Annotated in this window: 17 protein-coding genes, 1 pseudogene and 1 riboswitch; of the genes and pseudogenes, 6 read left to right on the top strand and 12 right to left on the bottom strand. The window is 61.5% G+C overall.

The features are described 5' to 3' along the window. Window positions 1-32: 32 nt before the first annotated feature. From JH25_RS15205 to JH25_RS15180, 6 genes are all read right to left on the bottom strand, one after another. A complete protein-coding gene (locus JH25_RS15205) occupies window positions 33-1028 on the bottom strand; it encodes an esterase-like activity of phytase family protein (RefSeq protein ID WP_032878233.1) in 996 nt (331 codons plus the stop codon). Beyond that, on the bottom strand, window positions 1028-2932 hold the full coding sequence (parE, locus tag JH25_RS15200; RefSeq protein WP_005784190.1) for a DNA topoisomerase IV subunit B: 1905 nt from the start codon (window positions 2930-2932) through the stop codon (window positions 1028-1030). The genes JH25_RS15205 and parE overlap by 1 nt, the downstream gene beginning before the upstream one ends. 46 nt (window positions 2933-2978) lie before the next feature. After that, a complete protein-coding gene (locus tag JH25_RS15195; protein ID WP_032878234.1) occupies window positions 2979-3587 on the bottom strand; it encodes a YqiA/YcfP family alpha/beta fold hydrolase in 609 nt (202 codons plus the stop codon). Between the two features lie 141 nt (window positions 3588-3728). Next, the gene (gene cpdA / locus JH25_RS15190) at window positions 3729-4523 is read right to left on the bottom strand and encodes a 3',5'-cyclic-AMP phosphodiesterase (RefSeq protein WP_442961459.1); all 795 of its coding nucleotides are present in this window, start codon (window positions 4521-4523) and stop codon (window positions 3729-3731) included. 113 nt (window positions 4524-4636) lie between these two features. Beyond that, window positions 4637-5086 carry a DUF1249 domain-containing protein gene (locus JH25_RS15185; protein ID WP_003209507.1) on the bottom strand — a complete coding sequence of 150 codons (450 nt, stop codon included), beginning with the start codon at window positions 5084-5086 and terminating at the stop codon, window positions 4637-4639. After that, complete coding sequence (locus JH25_RS15180; RefSeq protein ID WP_032878236.1) at window positions 5077-5694, bottom strand: NUDIX domain-containing protein; 618 nt, start codon at window positions 5692-5694, stop codon at window positions 5077-5079. The genes JH25_RS15185 and JH25_RS15180 overlap by 10 nt, the downstream gene beginning before the upstream one ends. 205 nt (window positions 5695-5899) lie before the next feature. Between JH25_RS15180 and JH25_RS15175 the strand changes: the two genes are divergently transcribed. Beyond that, window positions 5900-6646: an RsiV family protein gene (locus tag JH25_RS15175; protein ID WP_032878238.1), complete on the top strand. Its 747-nt coding sequence runs from the start codon at window positions 5900-5902 to the stop codon at window positions 6644-6646. Here the strand turns inward: JH25_RS15175 and JH25_RS15170 are convergent. After that, window positions 6615-6956, bottom strand: a pseudogene (locus tag JH25_RS15170) (putative hydroxymethylpyrimidine transporter CytX); the annotation flags it as partial. The gene JH25_RS15175 and the pseudogene JH25_RS15170 overlap by 32 nt on opposite strands. Window positions 6957-7182: 226 nt before the next feature. Continuing rightward, the gene (gene thiC / locus JH25_RS15165) at window positions 7183-9087 is read right to left on the bottom strand and encodes a phosphomethylpyrimidine synthase ThiC (protein WP_032878242.1); all 1905 of its coding nucleotides are present in this window, start codon (window positions 9085-9087) and stop codon (window positions 7183-7185) included. A gap of 149 nt (window positions 9088-9236) precedes the next feature. Continuing rightward, a riboswitch (TPP riboswitch) is annotated at window positions 9237-9342 on the bottom strand. A 196-nt stretch (window positions 9343-9538) separates the two neighbouring features. Between thiC and JH25_RS15160 the strand changes: the two genes are divergently transcribed. Further along, window positions 9539-10978, top strand: a complete 1440-nt coding sequence (locus JH25_RS15160; protein WP_005784173.1) for a TolC family outer membrane protein — start codon at window positions 9539-9541, stop codon at window positions 10976-10978. A gap of 123 nt (window positions 10979-11101) precedes the next feature. Here JH25_RS15160 and waaA read toward each other — a convergent pair whose 3' ends face one another. Then, entirely contained in the window at window positions 11102-12379 is a 1278-nt protein-coding gene (gene waaA / locus JH25_RS15155; protein WP_032878244.1) for a lipid IV(A) 3-deoxy-D-manno-octulosonic acid transferase, read from the bottom strand. Window positions 12380-12402: 23 nt separating this feature from the next. After that, a complete protein-coding gene (locus JH25_RS15150; RefSeq protein WP_032878246.1) occupies window positions 12403-13293 on the bottom strand; it encodes a LysR family transcriptional regulator in 891 nt (296 codons plus the stop codon). A gap of 103 nt (window positions 13294-13396) precedes the next feature. On the opposite strand from JH25_RS15150, the gene JH25_RS15145 reads away from it, so the two are divergent. Genes JH25_RS15145 through JH25_RS15130 form a run of 4 tightly spaced genes read left to right on the top strand, consistent with a single transcriptional unit; the run spans window position 13397 to window position 16773 of the window. Further along, the gene (locus tag JH25_RS15145) at window positions 13397-13732 is read left to right on the top strand and encodes a DMT family transporter (protein ID WP_005784167.1); all 336 of its coding nucleotides are present in this window, start codon (window positions 13397-13399) and stop codon (window positions 13730-13732) included. A gap of 55 nt (window positions 13733-13787) precedes the next feature. Next, a complete protein-coding gene (locus JH25_RS15140; protein ID WP_032878248.1) occupies window positions 13788-14963 on the top strand; it encodes an NAD(P)/FAD-dependent oxidoreductase in 1176 nt (391 codons plus the stop codon). Beyond that, window positions 14960-15772: an aldo/keto reductase gene (locus tag JH25_RS15135; protein ID WP_032878250.1), complete on the top strand. Its 813-nt coding sequence runs from the start codon at window positions 14960-14962 to the stop codon at window positions 15770-15772. The genes JH25_RS15140 and JH25_RS15135 overlap by 4 nt, the downstream gene beginning before the upstream one ends. Window positions 15773-15813: 41 nt before the next feature. Then, window positions 15814-16773: a hypothetical protein gene (locus tag JH25_RS15130; protein WP_032878252.1), complete on the top strand. Its 960-nt coding sequence runs from the start codon at window positions 15814-15816 to the stop codon at window positions 16771-16773. A gap of 27 nt (window positions 16774-16800) precedes the next feature. On the opposite strand, the gene hldE is transcribed toward JH25_RS15130, so the two are convergent. Together hldE and msbA are read right to left on the bottom strand one after the other, a co-directional pair. Beyond that, window positions 16801-18225 (bottom strand): bifunctional D-glycero-beta-D-manno-heptose-7-phosphate kinase/D-glycero-beta-D-manno-heptose 1-phosphate adenylyltransferase HldE, encoded by a 1425-nt coding sequence (gene hldE / locus JH25_RS15125; RefSeq protein ID WP_032878253.1) that lies wholly within the window; start codon window positions 18223-18225, stop codon window positions 16801-16803. Between the two features lie 189 nt (window positions 18226-18414). Continuing rightward, window positions 18415-20220, bottom strand: coding sequence for a lipid A export permease/ATP-binding protein MsbA (gene msbA / locus JH25_RS15120; protein ID WP_032878254.1), 1806 nt, complete (start codon window positions 20218-20220; stop codon window positions 18415-18417). Between the last annotated feature and the right edge of the window lie 25 nt (window positions 20221-20245).

Here is a 20245-nt window from a genome sequence, read left to right on the forward strand (position 1 = left end):
GCTGCGCCGGGTCAATTGAAAAAACGGCTGGCTCATGGCTGGGCGCTCCAGCCACCGGCAGGGGCGGCGAAACGATAGACCACGGGGCGTTTTTCACCATCGGCGCGGGGGCCGAAATTGTTGTCTATACCAATCCATGCACCGTCGGCGTCCAACAGCAGGGCTTCGGCCAGGCCGTAAGGCTGTGGATAACGCCGCTGCGGCGTCAGGGTCTCTTCAGCAAACGACCAACACAGCTCAACCCTGGCCGTGACTGTGTCGCGTCGGCAAATCTGGAACGCATTGCGCTCCAGGGTAAACAGCTTGCCATTGAACAGCGCCAGGTCGGCAAAGTCATTGGACACTGCCTTGGCGTTGGTAAACTGCGCCGGTTGCACTTCCTGCCCGGCCTCGCTCAACAACACGCACCGGCCATCGCAATCCCATACGCTCTGCCCGCGCTTGATCGAGATCAGGCCGCGACGCTCACGCTCGGCGGCCAGCCAGATCTGGTTGCCTTCGGGGTTCACCGCCAGTCCCTCGAACAAGGCATTGAAGTGCAGCAACATGCCACTGGCCCGCGCCTCACGCACCATGCCCGGGGCGATTTTCAACCACTCGGGCGCGCCCGTCGCAGGTACCTGCAGCACTGCAGCATGGGCTTCGCTGACAATGTAGCGGTTACCTGCGGCATCACAGCTGATGCCCTCGAAATCCAGGTCACCACCGCGAATGAACGACGCGGCCTTGGTGCGTGAACGCAGCCCCCAGGGCAAACCCGACTCGGGCACGGGCGGCACGTCAATCTTCAGAGCTTCGGCGTTCCAGGTCGGTGCACGGGTATCCAGGCGGTAGATCTGATCATCATCGCGGTCGGAAACCGTCCACAGTTCTGCGCCACACAACGCCAGGCCCGACAGGTTACCGCCGCGCATGCCGTCCACCGGGTGCTCGGATACCAGCTGCAGCTCTGCCACGCCGGCGGCAAACACGTGGGGAGTTGCCAGTGCGCTCAACATCAGCATCGCCAGGGCGAAGCCTGTGCGCATCAGCCCAGAACCTCGGCCAGGTTGCCCTTGGATTCCAGCCAGGCTTTGCGATCCGGCGCACGCTTCTTCGCCAGCAGCATGTCCATCATTTCCGAGGTGCCGGCGAAGTCTTCCAGGGTCAGCTGCACCAGGCGCCGAGTGTTCGGGTCCATAGTGGTTTCGCGCAACTGCGGCGGGTTCATTTCACCCAGGCCCTTGAATCGCGTGACCTGTGGCTTGCCGCGTTTTTTCTCGGCTACCAGGCGATCGAGGATGCCATCGCGCTCGGCTTCGTCCAGGGCGTAGAAAATCTCCTTGCCCAAATCGATGCGGTACAGCGGCGGCATGGCGACGTAGACGTGACCGGCATCCACCAATGGGCGGAAATGCTGCACGAACAACGCGCACAACAACGTAGCAATGTGCAGGCCGTCGGAGTCGGCGTCGGCGAGGATGCAGATCTTGCCGTAGCGCAGCTGGCTCATGTCCGCCGCGCCAGGGTCGACACCGATAGCGACAGCGATATTGTGCACTTCCTGGCTGGCGAGCACTTCGCTGCCGTCGACTTCCCAGGTGTTGAGGATCTTACCGCGCAACGGCAGGATCGCCTGGAACTCTTTGTCCCGCGCTTGTTTGGCGGAACCGCCGGCAGAGTCACCTTCCACCAGGAACAGCTCGGAACGCATCGGGTCCTGCCCGGCGCAGTCGGCCAGTTTGCCGGGCAATGCCGGGCCCTGGGTGATGCGCTTGCGCTCGACTTTCTTGCTGGCCTTCAGGCGACGACCGGCGTTGTTGATCGCCAGCTCCGCCAGGGCCAGGCCCAGTTCCGGGTGCTCGTTGAGCCACAGGCTGAAGGCATCCTTGACCACACCGGAGACAAATGCCGCCGCCTCACGGGACGACAGGCGCTCTTTGGTCTGGCCGGAGAATTGCGGCTCCTGCATCTTCATCGACAGCACGAACGCGATGCGCTCCCACACGTCTTCCGGCGCCAGCTTCACGCCGCGCGGCAACAGGCTGCGGTACTCGCAGAATTCGCGCATGGCATCCAGCAAGCCCTGGCGCAAACCGTTGACATGGGTGCCGCCCTGGGCGGTGGGGATCAGGTTGACGTAGCTTTCCTGCACACTGTCGCCACCTTCGGGCAACCACAGCAGGGCCCAGTCGACGGCTTCCTTATTACCCGCCAGGCTGCCGCAGAACGGCTCGTTGGGCAGGCGTTCGAAGTCGCTGACGGAGTCTTCGAGATACGAGCGCAGGCCGTCTTCGTAGTGCCACTCGACCTTCTCGCCGGTGCCCTTGTCTTCAAAGCTGACCAATAGACCCGGACACAACACAGCCTTGGCCTTGAGCACATGCTTGAGCCGGCTGATGGAGAATTTCGGCGAATCGAAGTATTTCGGGTCCGGGGCGAAGTACACGCTGGTACCGGTGTTGCGCTTGCCAACGGTGCCAACCACTTCCAGGTCGGTGGCTTTATAGCCATCGGCGAAGGTCATCTGGTACTCGTTACCGTCGCGCTTGACCTTGACCCGCACTTGCGTCGACAGGGCGTTGACCACCGAAATACCCACGCCGTGCAAACCACCGGAGAACTGGTAGTTCTTGTTGGAGAACTTGCCGCCGGCGTGCAGTTTGGTGAGGATCAGCTCGACGCCCGACACGCCCTCTTCCGGGTGAATGTCCACCGGCATGCCACGACCATCGTCGGACACTTCAAGGGAGTGATCGGCATGGAGGATGACTTGTACCGACTTCGCGTGCCCGGCCAAGGCTTCGTCGACGCTGTTGTCGATGACTTCCTGGGCAAGGTGGTTCGGCCGGCTGGTGTCGGTGTACATGCCGGGGCGTTTGCGCACCGGGTCGAGGCCCGAGAGGACTTCGATGGCGTCGGCGTTATAAGAGCTAGCGCTGGGAGTGGCCATGGGGTCTCGTCGTGAGTCGTTCGATTAAAAAGTGACCTGCGATTTTTTACAGTGACGAAAAATCGAAGGATTGATACTGATCTGCGCCAATGCCGGCAAAACTCAACAAGGCCGGCAGTTGCTCGGCGAACCCTTGGTAACCATGGTCGCCACCGGCCTGGATGCGCAAGGCACAGGCTCGGTAATACGCTTGGGCGAGGCGATAATCCAGGGTTTCGTCCCCGGTCTGCAACCACACCTGATACCGCCCCGCATCCTGCGGCGCCGGTACTTCCAGCTCGGCCAGCGCTGCGACATGATCATGGGTCAACTCCCAGGTCTCATCGGTGTAGAGGTTCTTCTGGGTGCCCAGGTAACCGTCGAAAATCCGATGGGGACTGACCGCCGGGTTGACCAGCAGCGCCTTCAGGCCATGGCGTTCGGCAAGATGGGTTGCATAGTAGCCGCCGAGTGAGCTGCCGACCAGCAGCGGCCGCCCCAGTTGGTCAATGGCCTGCTCCAATTGCAGAATCGCCTGACGCGGGTGGTGATGCAGGGCCGGCACACGCAAACGGTCGGACAGGCCAAGCTTGCCCATTACGGTGATCAACTGGCTGGCCTTGTTGGAGGCTGGCGCACTGTTGAAGCCGTGGATATACAGGATCGAAGCGGACATGCCGGGCTCTCCGTGCTTGGGCCAAAGAGGCGCAGTTTACAGGGATCGGAGTGAGGTGTGAGCACCCGATCTTCCAGACACCGCAGAACCCATGTGGGAGGGGGCTTGCTCCCTCCCACATTTGATCAGTGTTTGCAGGTCTTAATAGCCGTTGCTGCCGTAGTCGACGGTAAACGCGAAGTCCCGAAGCCGCTCTACCCCCGTCTCCAACCGCCCGTCGGCATACAGGCGCAGCCAGCGATACCCCGGCGCTTGCTCGCTGACCTGGAAATCCTCGCTGCCCGGCGCGAACTGGATGCAGGTAGACGGTGAGGCCAGCAACCGCACGCCGTTGCGCTCGCGGTCGATTTCCTGATGCACATGCCCCCAGAGCAGCGCCTTGACCTGCGGGAAGCGGTCAAGCACGGCAAACAGCGCCTCGGGATTGCGCAGGCCGATCGGCTCCATCCACGCACAGCCGATGGACACTGGATGATGGTGCAAGCACACAAGATGATGGCGGCTGGGCGCCTCGCTCAGGGCCTGGGCGAGCAATTGCAGTTGCGAATCCTGCAGGTAACCGGGCACCGAACCCGGTACTGCGGAGTCCAGCAGGGTTATGCGCCAGTTGCCCACGTCCACCACGGGCTCGAGCAAATCGCTTTGCACAGCGGCCTCGGCCATGACCTGCGGCTCGTCATGATTACCCGGGATCCAGCGCGCCGGCGCACCGATGGGCGCGGTCATGTTCCGAAATAGCTGGTACGACGCCAGTGTGCCGTCCTGGGACAAGTCGCCCGTCGCCAGCACCAGGTCAATACGCGGCTGGTGCTCGTGCACCAAGTCGATCACGCTTTGCAAGCTTGCACGGGTGTTCATGCCCAGCAGCGTACCGCCCGCTTCGGCAAACAGATGGCTGTCGGACAATTGCACCAACAACGCAGCATCAGGGTTCATGGTCGGTACGCGAGGCAAGGCGCTCTCCCTGGCAATCACAGGCATGGATAATTTGACGATTATGCTAGGGCAGGACTCAAAGAGGAAACCTGAGAAACAGGCTCAATTCACATCTAGCGCACCACTTCGAACTCATGGCCCAGGGCCAGGCAGTGGCTCAGCCATTCACCGAGGAACACATTGAGCTGTGCTTTCTCATCGGGTTGGTGCATGAACACATTCGGGTAAGGATAGATGCTGCGAAAGCGTCGCGCATGTTCGGCGCTGATCACTTCGGCCATACGCGCGTCGTGGTACACCTGCACTTCAAGTTGCGGCACCGGCAGCCAGGGCAGGCTGTGTTCCTGGCGTACGCGCAGGGTGGTGGTGTACGGGCAATTGACGATGACTTCCAGGGTCAGCACACCAAGCATCTGGTCGCCATGGGTCACGGCGATACGCCGCGCCTCAGGAGTGTGGCGCATGTCGGGAAGCAGGCGCATCAGCCGCGCATAATTGGCCTCGCAGGCGGCTTGCAGCCCGATCAGGTCAACTCGATAACGTTCCCGTGCCTTTACTGCCATAGCCCCCTCACTTCCGCGCGGTTAAGCGCAAGCCACTGCAGGGCGATGATGCTGGCTGCATTGGAAATTTTGCCGTCGCGCACCGCTTGCAGGGCGTCTTCGAATGCCCAGACGGTGACGCGGATATCTTCTGCCTCTTCTTCCAATCCATGGATACCACCAGCACCCGTGCCGTCGCAACGGCCCAGGTACAGGTGGACAAATTCGGTACTGCCGCCGGGCGACGGGAAGTACTTGGTGATCGGCCACAGCGCGGAGAACGTCAACCCAGCTTCCTCCTCGGCCTCGCGGTGTGCAACCTCCTCCGGCTGCTCATCCTTGTCAATCAGGCCGGCGACCATCTCTACCAACCACGGGTTGCCGGCGCGGCCCATGGCGCCCACGCGGAACTGTTCGATCAGCACCACCTCGTCACGTTGCGGGTCGTAGGGCAGCACGCACACAGCGTCATGGCGAACGAAGACTTCGCGGCTGATCACGCGGCTCATGCCACCGTCGAATTTCTCGTGGCGCAGTTGCACGTGATCGAGCTTGTAGAAGCCCTGGTAGCTATTGTCGCGCTGAACGATCTCGATCTTGTTCGGCGTGGACTTCGCGGTGTCCGTCATGTGTTTCCTCTCTTTGACAAGGAGTGTGCTTGTGCAATTGGCGCCATCCTAACGCGCCGTTGCCCGTTGATGCAGCCCCTTTCCGGTTGCCGGGACCGGCGGCGGACGTCAAACTCTCCCCCATCAGTCTAGTGGCGAACTGACTGCCTTGTTGGCAGTCCAAGCGCTACTCTTTTCGCTTTCCATCGATTTACGAAGGACACACATGTCGCTTTTCAAAATCGCCTCCATGGCCTGTATTGCCTTGACCCTGGGTGCTTGCCAGAGCCTGTTCCAACCCGGCCAGCTCAAGCCGCTGGACGTCACGACCGACAAGTCGGAACAGATCAAGCCTGGCTGTGATAGCCCGGACTGCCCACTGGTGAACATCGATACCGTGCACTTCCCCGCCGACCCGCAACTCGACAGCCTGGTGGAACAGCGCCTGCTGCAGATGACCCGCACTACGCCCGGCGCCAGTGTGCCTGCCACGCTCAATGCCTATCGAGACAAGTTCCTGCGCGAATCCGCGGACCGCCACAGCATGTATCTGCAAGCCAAGGTACGCGAGCAACATGACGCACTGGTGATCGTTGAAGTGTCCAGCTACCTCGACACCGGCGTCGCTCATGGTGAGCCGGGCCGTGGTTTCATCAACTATTCGCGCCTGCTGCACAAGGAGTTGAGCCTGGCTGACATGTTGCTGCCGGGCCAGGAGCAGGCATTCTGGAACACCGCCAAAGTTGCGCATAACAGTTGGTTGATCAACACCAAGATGGACCGCGATCCGGAGTTCCTGAAGAACTGGCCGTTCCAGAAAACCCCGAACGTGGCCTTGACCAGTGGTGGCGTAGTACTCAAGTACAACGTTGCCACCATCGCCCCTTACGCACAGGGGCTGATCGAAATTACCATCCCCTATACGCGCCTCACGGGTGTGATCAAGCCTGAACTGATGCCTGCACGCCACTAACCCGGCCCAGAATCAACTGCAACAGCCCTGCCAGCAGCAATGCCGGCAGGGTCGCACCGACCACGCCGAACAGCGGCGCAAACACTGAGCCGATCAGCAGCAGGAAGTTCTGGTATTGCGCCAAGGGTGCAAAACAGGCAATCAAGGTACAGACCAGGCCAATGGCCAACGCCAGGTGCTCGACTTTCATACGCAACAGCATCCCACTGGACACCGCCGCCGAGTGAATATCGGCAAAGGCGTTTTCCGACTCATCGAGCAGAATCAACAGCAGCGGAATGCCGAGCCCGGCGCCCGCCAGTGCCAGCAGCCAAATCCCCCATTTGCGCAGGATTTGCCGTACAAACGTCAGCGGGCCACTGACCGCCCAAGGGTGTGATCTCTAAGGGGCACTTGTTGTTTGGGAGATCGCTATCGCGGGCAAGCCCGCTCCCACAGGGGACCGGCTGTGGACACAAAAATTGTCTACAACTCGATCAACTGTGGGAGCCGGGCTTGCCCGCGATGACGGCCGTGCAGGCACCGCCGACTCGGGATCAGACCTTCTTGTAGAGCTGACTGCCTTCGCGCTTGAACCGCTCCGCCTGCTCGGCCAACCCCTTGGCCACGTCCACATCCACCGCTTCAATACGCTGGTTGGCCGCATACTCACGCACTTCGTGAGTCACCTTCATCGAACAGAATTTCGGCCCGCACATGGAGCAGAAATGCGCCACCTTGGCCGACTCCTTCGGCAGCGTTTCGTCGTGAAACGCCCGTGCGGTGTCTGGGTCCAGGCCGAGATTGAACTGGTCTTCCCAACGGAATTCGAAGCGTGCCTTGCTCAAGGCGTTATCGCGAATCTGCGCACCCGGATGGCCCTTGGCAAGGTCTGCGGCGTGTGCGGCGATCTTGTAGGTGATGATCCCGGTCTTCACATCATCCTTGTTCGGCAAACCCAGGTGTTCCTTGGGCGTGACGTAGCAGAGCATGGCGCATCCGAACCAGCCGATCATCGCCGCGCCAATACCTGAAGTGATGTGATCGTAGCCCGGCGCGATGTCGGTGGTCAGCGGGCCGAGGGTGTAGAACGGCGCCTCGTCGCAGCACTCCAGTTGCTTGTCCATGTTCTCCTTGATCAACTGCATCGGCACATGGCCGGGGCCTTCGATCATGGTTTGCACGTCGTGCTTCCAGGCGATCTTGGTCAACTCGCCCAGGGTTTCCAGCTCGCCGAATTGCGCAGCGTCGTTGGCATCGGCCACCGAACCCGGGCGCAGGCCGTCCCCCAGGGAGAAGCTGACGTCATAGGCCTTCATGATTTCGCAGATTTCTTCGAAATGCGTGTAGGCGAAGTTTTCTTTGTGGTGGGCCAGGCACCACTTGGCCATGATCGCGCCGCCACGGCTGACAATGCCGGTCACGCGGTTGGCAGTCAGCGGTACGTAACGCAGCAACACGCCGGCGTGGATGGTGAAATAGTCCACACCCTGCTCGGCTTGCTCGATCAGGGTGTCGCGGAACAACTCCCAGGTCAGATCCTCGGCCACGCCGTCGACTTTTTCCAGGGCCTGGTAGATCGGCACGGTGCCAATTGGTACGGGCGAGTTACGGATGATCCATTCGCGGGTTTCGTGAATATGTTTGCCGGTGGACAAGTCCATGATGTTGTCCGAACCCCAGCGGATCCCCCAGGTCATTTTCGCCACTTCTTCTTCAATGGACGAACCCAAGGCGCTGTTGCCGATATTGCCGTTGATCTTCACCAGGAAGTTACGGCCGATGATCATCGGTTCCAGCTCGGTGTGGTTGATGTTGGCCGGGATAATTGCGCGGCCGCGGGCGATTTCTTCGCGCACGAATTCAGGCGTGATGATTTTCGGAATGCTGGCACCAAAGCTGTGCCCAGCATGTTGTTGCTTGAGCAGGCCGGCTGCACGGGCTTCTTCGAGCTTCATGTTTTCGCGGATGGCCACGTATTCCATCTCGGGCGTAATGATGCCTTTTCGTGCGTAGTGCATCTGGCTGACGTTGGCCCCGGCCTTCGCCCGACGCGGGTTTTGCAGGTGGGCAAAGCGCAGGTAGGCCAGGTCCGGGTTATCCAGGCGTTCCTGGCCGTATTTGGAACTCAGGCAGGACAACCGCTCGGTATCGCCCCGCTCTTCGATCCACGGCGAGCGCACATCAGCCAGGCCTTTGCGCACATCGATGATGACGTTGGGGTCGGTATAGGGGCCGGAGGTGTCGTAAACCACCACAGGGGCGTTGATTTCGCCGCCAAACTCGGTGGGGGTCACATCCAGGCTGATTTCCCGCATCGGTACGCGGATGTCGGGGCGCGAGCCCTGCACGTAGATTTTCTGCGAGCGGGTAAACGGCTGCACGGAACCGGAGTCGACCTTGGCCGATTCACTCAGGTGCACAGTATTTTTTGGTTTTGTACTTTTTATCTCAGTGCTCATCACGGGCTCTCCAACTGATCCAGGCGGTGGATTTTTGTCGGAGCGAACCTGTGACGGACGGACGCACTGGAATCAGTGCTGTGCTTGGCGCACGAGGGCTGTTCGATTGTCGAACAACATCCCGGACGAAGCACAAGAGGACTCGCCGGGTGACGAGAAATCTTGTTCCCTACGCAGGCGCTAACCTGATCAGGTTCAACGGGATCCGGTATTTACCGATCTCAGCCTTCCAACAAGGCACCCCGACAAGAACGCGGCCAGTCTAGACCATGGCGTGGGCAAATTGCCAATAGCGGTGCATTCAGCGTGATGAATGGCGTGATCGTGGGATTGTTGTGCGCAGGTCCGGCAACTACACTCGGGCACTGCTTCAAGGCTTGACGCCAGGAATGGCCAGCCTTAGCCTTGAGCGCTAAATTATTGCCGTAATATTTAAATTAGGGATCGCCTCATGCTGCGCAAACTTTCACTGGCTCTTGCCGTGTCTTGTGCGACCAACGGACTGGTCTGGGCAGCTGAAGCGCCCTTGTCCACCAACACCGATCTGGTCAGCGTCTATCAGGAAGCGGCGAGCAACAACGCCGACCTGGCCGCTGCCCGCGCTCAATATGGCGCGCAAAAAGAGGTGGTGCCCCAGGCGCGCGCAGGCTTGCTGCCGAACCTGTCGGCCGGCGCCGACAGTAACAATGTGCGCACCCAGATCGACCAGCCCGCCGCCACGGCCAACCGTGACGCCCACTCCTGGCGCGCTACCCTGAGCCAGCCGCTGTTCCGCGCCGATCGCTGGTTCCAGCTGCAAGCTGCCGAAGCCGTCAACGAGCAAGCCTCGCTGCAACTGTCGGCCAGTGAGCAGAACCTGATTTTGCAAAGTGCCGAGAGCTACTTCGCCGTGCTCCGTGCCCAGGACAACCTGGCGTCGACCAAGGCCGAAGAAAATGCCTTCAAGCGTCAGCTCGACCAGTCCAATGAGCGCTTCGATGTGGGCCTGTCGGACAAGACCGACGTGCTGCAATCCCAGGCCAGCTACGACACCGCCCGGGCCAACCGCATCGTGGCCCAGCGCCAGGTAGACGACGCTTTCGAAGCGCTGATTACCCTGACCAACCGCCAATACAACTCGATCCAGGGCATCGTCCATACGCTGCCGGTGCTGCCGCCGGCGCCGAACGACGCCAAGGCCTGGGTCGAAACCGCCGGGCGTCAGAACCTCAATCTGCTGGCCAGCAATTACGCCGTGACCGCCGCCGAAGAAACCCTCAGGCAGCGCAAGGCCGGCCACTTGCCGACACTCGATGCGGTCGCGCAATACGAAAAAGGCGACAACGACGCCCTGGGGTTCAGCAACCCGAATCAGTTGCCTATCCCGTACGGTGGCGATGTGTCGCAACGCACCATCGGCCTGCGTTTGAACATCCCGATCTACAGCGGCGGCCTCACCAGTTCGCAAGTGCGCGAATCCTATTCACGCCTCGACCAGTCCGAGCAACAGCGCGAGGGCCTGCGCCGCCAGGTGGTGGAAAACACCCGCAACCTGCACCGTGCAGTGAACACCGACGTGGAGCAGGTGCAGGCACGCCGCCAGTCGATCATTTCCAACCAGAGCGCGGTAGAAGCCACGGAAATCGGTTATCAGGTGGGCACGCGCAACATCGTCGACGTGCTGGACTCACAGCGCCAGCTGTATGCGTCAGTGCGTAACTACAACAACAGCCGCTACGACTACATCCTCGACAACCTGCGCTTGAAACAGGCCGCGGGCACCCTGAACCCAGGGGACCTGCAAGACCTGGCGCGCTACCTCAAGGCCGACTACAACCCGGACAAGGACTTCCTGCCGCCGGACCTGGCCAAGGCCGCTGCCGAACAGCTCAAGGCCCGCCCGGGCTATTGAGCTCACCGCATAACCAATGTGGGAGGGGGCTTGCTCCCGATAGCGCTGTGTCAGTCGCCCAATAGGTTGGCTGACCCACTGCCATCGGGAGCAAGCCCCCTCCCACATTTGATGGGCGCTGGGTCAGTGAGCGATCAATCTTTCCAAACCGTCCAAAAGGCGTTTTAACGCACCCTGGTTGGCCTGCATCACTTTCAACCCCGCCTGCGCCATCCTGCGCGCATCCTGCGGCAGTTCGAACAATTGGCGCACCGCTTCGGCCAAACCGTCTGCATCATCCACCTCTCGCAACGCCCCGGCGTCGCGCATCATCGTGCTGATTTCGAGGAAGTTGAACAGGTGCGGCCCCATGATCACAGGCTTACCCAAAGCCGCCGGCTCCAGCGGGTTGTGCCCGCCGGTCGGCACCAGGCTGCCGCCCACAAAGGCACTGTCGGCCAGGGCGTAGAGAAACAGCAGCTCACCCATGGTATCGCCGAGCAGCACCGAGGTTTGCTCGGTGACCGGCTCACCGCTGGAGCGACGCACCGTAGCAAACCCTTGTTGCACACTCAGCTCGAACATCGGGTCGAAGCGCTCCTGGTGACGCGGCACCAGAATCAGCAACGCGTTGGGATAGCTCGCCAGCAATTGGCGATGGGCAGCCAACACCACTTCGTCTTCACCTTCATGGGTACTGGCGGCGATCCACACTGGCCGGTCACTGGCGCCCCACTGTTCACGCAGGTCAGCGGCGCGGGCCGTCAATTGGGGGTCGATGGTCAGGTCGAATTTGATCGAGCCAGTCACCTCCACCGTTTCAGGCCGTGCGCCCAGACTGCGAAAGCGCTCCGCCTCGGTTTGCGTCTGCACGGCGAACAGGCTCATTTGCGCCAGCATCGGCGCCGTCAGCTTGGCAAACCGGGCGTAGCCCTTTGCCGAACGCGCCGACAAACGTGCATTGGCCAGCGCGACCGGGATACCGCGTTGAGCGCAGGCATGGATATGGTTGGGCCATAGCTCGGTTTCCATGATCACCGCCAGCTTGGGCTGCACACGGTCGAGAAAACGCTTGGCGGCGCAAGGCAAGTCGTAGGGCAAGTAGCAATGCTGGATGCGCGGCTCATTGGCGAACAACGCCTGGATACGCTCGGAACCGGTAGGCGTCATGCAGGTGACAGTGATCGGCAGTTGCGGATACCGCGCCAGCAAAGCGCGAATCATCGGCGCGGCGGCAATGCTTTCGCCCACCGAAACGGCGTGCACCCAGATGCCGCCGGGGCGCATCACCGGCAAGCCATAGGAAAACCGTTCGCCCACACGCTTGGCATAGGCCGGTGCCTTGCGCGCGCGCAGCCATAAACGTAAGGCCACCAACGGCAGCGCCAGGTAAAACAGACAGCTGTAGAGAGTTCTATTCATGGCGGCGGAGTTTATCGGCTTTTTCAGTCGATCGCCTGCAAGCACTCGGCAAATCGTTTGGCCAGGAAGCGAGCGGCGGGCCCCAGATGCTCATCGCGCCTCCATACCAGTTCCACGACCAGCGCCGGCGGTGTCCATTCGCTGGCTAACTCGACCATCTGTTGTTGGTAGGTCGGGTATTGCACGATGTGCCGAGGCAGCCAGGCCCAGCCCAGGCCGCTCATCAGCCACTCGGCCAATACGTAGAAGCTGTCGGCGCGCCACACCAGAGGGCTGGCCGCTTCGCTGCCGGGATAGACGCTGGTCTGGGTCGACATCAGCAACTGCCGATGCTGGGCCAAATGCTGGCAAGTCACGTAAGTTTCCTTGGCCAGCGCATGATTCACCCCGCATACCGTGACCATTTCCACACTGCCCACTACCCGCCGCTCAAGGGCCTCCGGGATTTGGTCGTGATAGAACAACAACCCAAGGTCCGCCTGGCGCTCCACCAGCTTGCGCGCCACATCGCCCTGGGCGGCGCTGGACAGCTGCACTTCCAGAAGCGGGTACTGCACCGCCAGCGCCTCCAGGCTGTCGAGCACTGGCTGAAACAACATCGCCTCATCCTGGGCCAGCCGCAGGCAGGCTTCCTCGCCGCGGGTGAGGGACAGCGCCCGGCCGTTAAGCCGCTCGCATTGGCGCAGCACTTCACGTGCTTCTTCCAGCAACACGCTGCCGGCTTCGGTCAGGCGTGGCTGGCGGCCGCTACTACGTTCAAACAGGCTGACGCCCAGGTCCGCCTCCAGCAGGGCGATGCCATTGCTGACCGCCGATTGCGCCTTGCGTTGCCCGCGCGCTACGGCAGAGAACGAACGCTGCTCGGCAACGCTGACAAACAGGCGCATCTGTTCCAGATCCCACTGCACGCTCATGGTTGAACCTATCTTGAATTCGGATAGGTAATGACTTTACCGCATCTGTTGAACCTCTAGAATGCCGACCTTATCAAACCAGCTTCACCTTGAGGATTGCCCCATGAACGCCGCCTACTGCTACCTGGCCATTGCCATTTGCTCGGAAGTGATCGCCACCGTCTCCATGAAAGCGGTCAAAGGCTTGAGCACACCGATCCCGCTGCTGCTGATGATCGCGGGTTATGGCGTAGCGTTCTGGATGCTCACCCTGGTGGTGCGCACCGTACCCGTGGGCGTGGCTTACGCGGTCTGGGCAGGGCTGGGGATTGTGATGGTCAGTGTCGCGGCGCTGTTCATCTACGGGCAGAAGCTGGATGTGCCGGCGATGCTGGGCATGGGCTTGATCGTGCTGGGCGTGGTGGTGATTCAGCTGTTCTCGAAAACCGCCGGGCACTGACCGTCACTCAACAGCCTGTATACTGCGCCTCTTGTCTTGAACACTGAGGTCGCCGATGCCATCCGTTATTTCCACCGACGTTCTGATTGTCGGCGCCGGGGTTGCCGGGCTCTGGCTCAATGCGCGCCTGCGCCGCCAGGGGTTTTCCACGGTACTGGTAGAAAGCGCCAGCCTGGGCGGCGGGCAAAGCGTGAAGTCCCAGGGGATCATTCACGGCGGTGCGAAATACGCCCTGCATGGCGCCCTCACCGGCGCCTCCGAAGCCATTGCCGACATGCCGCGGCGCTGGCGTGAAGCCCTTGCGGGTGACGGTGAGCTGGATCTGTCTGGTGTGCGCGTGTTGTCCCAAGCGCATTATTTGTGGTCCCCGGGCACCCTCGCCGGCAACCTCACCAGCTTTTTTGCCAGCAAGGCCGTGCGCGGCCGCGTTGATCAGGTCAAGGGCGAAGAGCTGCCTGCTGCCCTGCAAGACCGCCGCTTCAAGGGCAAGGTCTATCGTCTGGCGGAGTTGGTAGTGGACGTACCGAGCCTGATCGAACGCCTGGCGCAACTGGCGGGTGACGGCTTGCTCGCAGGCCAGCACATCGAGCCGTTGCTGGACGGTAATACGCTGGTGGGCTTGAAGGTCGATGGCCGCGAGATCCGTGCCCAGCGCATCGTGCTGAGCGCCGGCGCCGGCACCGCTGACCTGCTCGCGGCCCTGGGCCTGAGCCAGCCGGCCATGCAAAAGCGCCCGTTGCATATGATCATCGCCAAAGGCCCGGGCCTGAAGCCGCTGTATGCCCATTGCCTGGGCGGCGGTACCAAGCCACGCATCACCGTAACCACCCACCCGGCCGCCGATGGCAACTGGGTGTGGTACCTGGGCGGGGATATCGCCGAGGCCGATGGCGTGGCGCGTACGCCTGACGAACAAATTGCCACCGCCCAGAAAGAGCTGGCGCACCTGCTGCCCTGGATCGACATGAGCCAGACCCGGTGGGCGACCCTGCGGGTGGAGCGCGCCGAGCCGCTGCAATCGGGGCTGAGCCGGCCCGACAACGCCTTTCTGGCCGAAGACGGCCGCCTGCTGGTCGGTTGGCCGACCAAACTGGCCCTGGCACCGGACTTCGCCGACCGCGTCCTCCACGCTCTGGAGCGAGACGGCATTCGCCCCGGCGCCAGCACCCCACTGCCCGAACTGCCAAAACCGGCTATCGGCCAACCCGCCTGGGAGCAACTGTTGCCATGAGCCTGCCAACCCTGCACGACCTGCATCGCCCGTTGGGCAGCACCGGCCTGCTGGTGTCGCCATTGGGACTGGGCACCGTCAAGCTGGGCCGCGACCAGGGGGTCAAATACCCCAGCGGCTTTCAGATTCCCGGCGACGACGAGGCGCGAATGCTGCTGCGCCAGGCTCGCGAGCTGGGCATCAACCTGATCGACACCGCCCCCGCCTACGGCATGAGTGAGGAACGCCTGGGCCCGTTGCTGCGTGGCCAGCGCAACGAGTGGGTGATTGTCAGCAAGGTCGGCGAAGAGTTTGCCGATGGCGTGTCCCGTCACGACTTCAGCGCAGCCCATACGCGAATGTCGATCGAACGCAGCCTGAAACGCCTTGAAACGGATTTTATCGATTTGGTGCTGGTGCACTCCGACGGTAACGACTTGCACATCCTCAACGACTGCGAGGTTTACCAGACCCTGGCCCAACTGAAGAAGGACGGCAAGATCGGCGGTTTCGGCTTCTCCGGCAAAACCGTCGAAGGCGGCATAAAGGCCCTGGAACAGGGCGATTGCGCGATGGTCACCTACAACCTCAATGAACAGGCCGAGAAAGCCGTGATCGATTACGCGACCACCCATGGCAAGGGCATCCTGGTAAAAAAAGCCCTGGCCAGCGGTCACGTGTGCCTGGAGCCAGGAATGGATCCAATTCATGCCAGTTTCCAGCTGTTGTTTGCGCAAACGGGCGTCGCCAGTGCTATTGTCGGGACCATTAATCCGCTGCACCTGGCCCATAACGTGGCAACCGCTGCCCGAGTCATCCGTCAACTCTGATGCCGCCCACGCGGCCGACCCCGTCGCACAAAGGAGCCGACATGCCGCGTACGCTCATAAGAAAGAACCCCAGTAACTTCAAGACACTGCCGCTGCACGTAGAGGCCACCCCCGAAGGCCTGAGCTACCAGAGCGTCGGCATGCCGCTCAACTTTGCCCAGACCCTGCAACGGCGCAAGCCGGTGGAGGTGCCGGATGCCGAACGCTTCGCCCTGGAACTGGCGAACCTCGGCGTCTCGGTGCGCCTGACACTGCACTGGCAAAACAAGGATTACTGGGTGCTGGTGCGCCAGCGTCGTCAGGACCGCGGCGATGTGGTGCTCAAGCTGATCTCCGGCTACGTACCGGCCCATGAACTGAACCTGCCGCTGCACACCGCGATCCAGGAAATTGCCGAAGAGTGCCTGCTGGAGACGCCTGAAGGCTGGCTCGGCGGGCGCTTCAATGACACCTGGCTACCGGCGCCCTACTCCGCCGCCCTGCATTACCGCGAAGCCCTACCGTTTCGCCTGAGCCCCCTGTCCGGCGCCGCACGCCCGGTACGCTGCGCCACCACGCAACTGATCGAGCGCCCACGGGCCTATGTGCACCTGCCGACGGCATCGCTGCAATTGATTTATGACCTGCGCCTGGAAGTGCCAAAGGAAGCCAAGTCCCTCAGTTTGTTCCATGTGGATGAACGCCTGGAAGGTGACCAACTGGTGGCGCGCCTGGATCGTCAGCGTCCGGATCTGTACCTGATGCCATTGAAAGACGGCGAGCCGTTGGCCGAACTGTATACCGTCAAGAAAGATCAGCTGTACCCGGCCAGCACACGCGGTTTGTACCTGGCGGAAAGCTTTGCCCAGCAAGAGGGCTGGCTGGTGCGCGATGAGCGGATTCGCTGGAAGGATTGGCTGCGCCAGCAAGGCCTGGCAGAGCCGGAAAAGGACTCGAAACTCAAGCGCCTGACCGGCAAGGCGCGGCAGATGCTGCGCAAGATCGTGCCGAAGAAAAGCTAGGGGCGAGCAGGCTCGCCCCACGGGGTATCACTCGTTGTTGCGGATCTTCTCGACAATCGCGGTGGTGGAGCTGTTTTCAACCAACCCCAGCACTTTGACCGTGCCACCGTAGGCACTGACGATGTCCGCACCGACCACCTGGTCGACGGTGTAGTCACCGCCCTTGACCAGCACGTCCGGCTTGACCTGGGCCAGCAGGTTTTCCGGGGTGCCCTCGGAGAAGCTGATCACCCAGTCCACCGCACCCAGACCCGCCAATACCGCCATGCGCCGATCGACACTGTTGATCGGACGGCCAGGGCCCTTCAAGCGGCTGACCGAAGCATCATCGTTGACCGCGACGATCAAGCGATCGCCTTGGGCACTCGCCTGCTCCAGGTAGGTCACATGCCCGGCGTGCAGGATGTCAAAGCAACCGTTGGTGAACACAATGCTTTCGTTATGGGCACGTGCATCGTCAATCGCCAGCAGCAACTGCTCCAGGCCCAGCACGCCGCGCTCCGAGCCTTCGGAGCGCTGGATCGCACGGCGCAACTCCGGTGCGCTGATGGCCGCGGTACCCAGCTTGCCCACCACAATGCCCGCCGCCAGGTTGGCCAGGGCCACGGCGTGGGGCAGCTCCTCACCGGCCGCGATAGACGCCGCCAGGGTGGAAATCACGGTGTCACCGGCACCGGTAACGTCGAACACTTCACGGGCCCGCGCCGGCAGGTGCATGGCCGGATGGTCAGGTCGCAGCAGGGTCATACCGTGCTCGCCACGGGTCACCAGCAAGGCGCCCAGATCAAGCTCGGCCATCAGCGCCGCGCCCTTGCTCACCAGTTCGTGCTCATCGGCACAACCGCCGACGATGGTTTCGAACTCACTGAGGTTAGGCGTCAGCAGGCTGGCGCCTCGATACACCGAGAAATCCTTGCCCTTGGGATCGGCGAGTACCGGAATGTTGCGAGCCTTTGCGGCCTGGATCAGCACCTGGTGATTCTGCAAGGCGCCTTTGCCGTAGTCGGACAATACCAGCACCTTGATACCTTCGAGCAGCGCCTCGACCTGGTCGCCGAGGGCCAGGGCGTCGGTGGCGAAGGGCTCTTCAAAATCGATACGCAGCAATTGCTGGTGACGGCTCATGACCCGCAGCTTGACGATCGTCGGCTGATGGGCGATGCGCTGGAACAGTGCACGCACGCCGGCCCCCTGCAGGCTGTTGGCCAGGCTTTCGGCAGCTTCGTCGTCGCCGGTCACACCCACCAGGGAAGCCGGGGCACCGAGGGCGGCAATATTGAGAGCGACGTTGGCAGCGCCACCCGGGCGGTCTTCGATTTGCTCGACCTTGACGACCGGTACCGGAGCCTCAGGGGAAATCCGTGAGGTACCACCATGCCAGTAACGGTCGAGCATGACATCGCCGACCACCAAGACAGCGGCTTGATTGAATCGCGGCATGGACAACTTCATGGAGCAACCCACATACAAAATGAACAGGGGCGCGATATTAGCACAGGGTTTGCGGTCGCTTGCGCGCACTGCAGGCCAAATGTGGAAGGGGGCTTGCGCCCGATGGCGGTGTATCAGCTTGCACAAATGCCGGCTGATCCACCGCTATCGGAGGCAAGCCCCCTACATTAGCTCTGTGTCGCTGCTGGATCAGGTGATGTCAGCCGCTACTGGCGCATCCAGCCCCATGGCATGCAGGCGAGCGTAATAGCCGTTCTGCGCCAGCAACTCGCCGTGGGTGCCGCGCTCGACAATCCGCCCGTCATCCATCACCAGAATCAGGTCGGCTTTCTCGATAGTCGACAATCGGTGCGCGATCACCAAGGTCGTACGGCCTTGCATGACTTTGTCCAGTGCCGCCTGGATATGCCGCTCGGACTCGGTATCAAGGGCCGAAGTGGCCTCGTCGAGAATCAGCAGCGGCGCATTCTTGAGCAAGGCGCGCGCAATCGCCAGGCGCTGACGCTGGCCGCCGGACAACAGCACGCCGTTCTCACCGACCTGGGTATCGAAGCCTTTGGGCAACTGGTCGATGAAGTCCTTGGCATTGGCATCCGCCGCCGCCGCTTCAACGTCGGCACGAGGTGCACCGGCCAGGTCGCCGTAGGCGATGTTATTGGTCACGGTATCGCTGAACAGGGTCACGTGCTGGGTGACCTGAGCAATATGCTTGCGCAGGTTGAGCAGCTTGTAGTCTTCGATCTCTACGCCATCGAGCAGGATCTCACCGCTTTCATGGTGGTAGAAACGCGGGATCAGGCTGGCCAGGGTCGACTTGCCGCTGCCTGAACGGCCCACCAGAGCGATCATCTGCCCAGGCTCGGCGGTGAAGCTGATGTCCTTGAGCACATGGCGTTCGGTGCCTGGGTAGGTGAAGTTCAGATTGCGCACTTCCAGACGGCCATTGACCTTATCGCGCTCGATGGTGCCGTGGTCGACCTCAACGTCTTCGTCCAACTGTTCAAAGATGCTCTCGGCGCCCGCAACACCTTTCTGGATGGTCGAACTGACCTCCGAGAGTTGACGGATCGGCTTGGGCAGCAAGCCGGCCAGGGTGATGTAGGCCACCATGTCACCCGCCGAGGCATCGCCACGCAGATACAGGACCAGGAACATCAGCACAGCCATGGCGGAGTAGATCACCAATTGCAGCGCCGGGGTGTAGATCGCCCCGGTGCGAGTCATGCGCAGTTGCTTGTTGGTGTTGCTCTGGCTGGCCTTGAAAAAGCGCTTCTCTTCGTAGACTTCGCCACCAAAGCTGCGCACTACGCGGTAGCCCTGGATGGTTTCCGAGGCCACGTGGGTCACGTCGCCCATGGCCACCTGGATCTTCTTGCTCTGCTTGCGGAATTTCTTGCTGGCGGTGCTGACCATTACCGCAATCAACGGCAGGATCGCGATCATGACCAGCGTCAGGCGCCAGTTCATGTACAGCAGGGAGGCGAACAGGAAGATCACCGTCATGCCTTCGCGAATTACCACCTTGATGGCATCGGTTGCCGCACCCGTGACCATGGTCACGTTGAAGGTGATGCGGGAAATCAGGTGCCCGGAGTTGTGGTTATCGAAGTAACGGTTGGGCAGCGTCAACAAGTTGTTGAACAACTGCACCCGCAGGTCATGGACCAGCCCCAGGGAGACCTTGGCCAACAGATAGTTGCCCAGGAACGAACCCAGACCCTGCCAGGCCGCGATCAGGATGATCAGCAGCGGCACCGCCTGCAGCAGTTGCAGATCGCGCAGGAAGGGTACGGTGGGGAACAACACGGCTTCCGGATTGGAAAGGCCGTCTACAAAGTACTTGAGGATGTAACCCAGCATCGGTTGGGTCGACGCGAAAATCAGAAATCCAAGGATACTCAACGCGAACAAGCCCATGTAGGGCTTAACGTAACTGAGCAGGCGGAAGTATATTTTCAAGCTCGAAGGGCTTGCGCTCGGACTGGAGTCGGTCATATCACGCGGCGTTTTGAAAAAGGAG

The sequence above is a fragment of the Pseudomonas sp. BRG-100 genome (assembly GCF_000737955.1).
GTDB classification, from domain to species: Bacteria; Pseudomonadota; Gammaproteobacteria; order Pseudomonadales; family Pseudomonadaceae; genus Aquipseudomonas; species Aquipseudomonas synxantha_A.

Bases quoted from the DNA above. Each gene is read 5' to 3' on its own strand.
- JH25_RS15205 (WP_032878233.1), bottom strand. From the start codon at position 1,028: ATGCGCACAGGCTTCGCCCTGGCGATGCTGATGTTGAGCGCACTGGCA.
- parE (WP_005784190.1), bottom strand. From the start codon at position 2,932: ATGGCCACTCCCAGCGCTAGCTCTTATAACGCCGACGCCATCGAAGTC.
- JH25_RS15195 (WP_032878234.1), bottom strand. From the start codon at position 3,587: ATGTCCGCTTCGATCCTGTATATCCACGGCTTCAACAGTGCGCCAGCC.
- cpdA (WP_442961459.1), bottom strand. From the start codon at position 4,523: ATGAACCCTGATGCTGCGTTGTTGGTGCAATTGTCCGACAGCCATCTG.
- JH25_RS15185 (WP_003209507.1), bottom strand. From the start codon at position 5,086: ATGGCAGTAAAGGCACGGGAACGTTATCGAGTTGACCTGATCGGGCTG.
- JH25_RS15180 (WP_032878236.1), bottom strand. From the start codon at position 5,694: ATGACGGACACCGCGAAGTCCACGCCGAACAAGATCGAGATCGTTCAG.
- JH25_RS15175 (WP_032878238.1), top strand. From the start codon at position 5,900: ATGTCGCTTTTCAAAATCGCCTCCATGGCCTGTATTGCCTTGACCCTG.
- thiC (WP_032878242.1), bottom strand. From the start codon at position 9,087: ATGAGCACTGAGATAAAAAGTACAAAACCAAAAAATACTGTGCACCTG.
- JH25_RS15160 (WP_005784173.1), top strand. From the start codon at position 9,539: ATGCTGCGCAAACTTTCACTGGCTCTTGCCGTGTCTTGTGCGACCAAC.
- waaA (WP_032878244.1), bottom strand. From the start codon at position 12,379: ATGAATAGAACTCTCTACAGCTGTCTGTTTTACCTGGCGCTGCCGTTG.
- JH25_RS15150 (WP_032878246.1), bottom strand. From the start codon at position 13,293: ATGAGCGTGCAGTGGGATCTGGAACAGATGCGCCTGTTTGTCAGCGTT.
- JH25_RS15145 (WP_005784167.1), top strand. From the start codon at position 13,397: ATGAACGCCGCCTACTGCTACCTGGCCATTGCCATTTGCTCGGAAGTG.
- JH25_RS15140 (WP_032878248.1), top strand. From the start codon at position 13,788: ATGCCATCCGTTATTTCCACCGACGTTCTGATTGTCGGCGCCGGGGTT.
- JH25_RS15135 (WP_032878250.1), top strand. From the start codon at position 14,960: ATGAGCCTGCCAACCCTGCACGACCTGCATCGCCCGTTGGGCAGCACC.
- JH25_RS15130 (WP_032878252.1), top strand. From the start codon at position 15,814: ATGCCGCGTACGCTCATAAGAAAGAACCCCAGTAACTTCAAGACACTG.
- hldE (WP_032878253.1), bottom strand. From the start codon at position 18,225: ATGAAGTTGTCCATGCCGCGATTCAATCAAGCCGCTGTCTTGGTGGTC.
- msbA (WP_032878254.1), bottom strand. From the start codon at position 20,220: ATGACCGACTCCAGTCCGAGCGCAAGCCCTTCGAGCTTGAAAATATAC.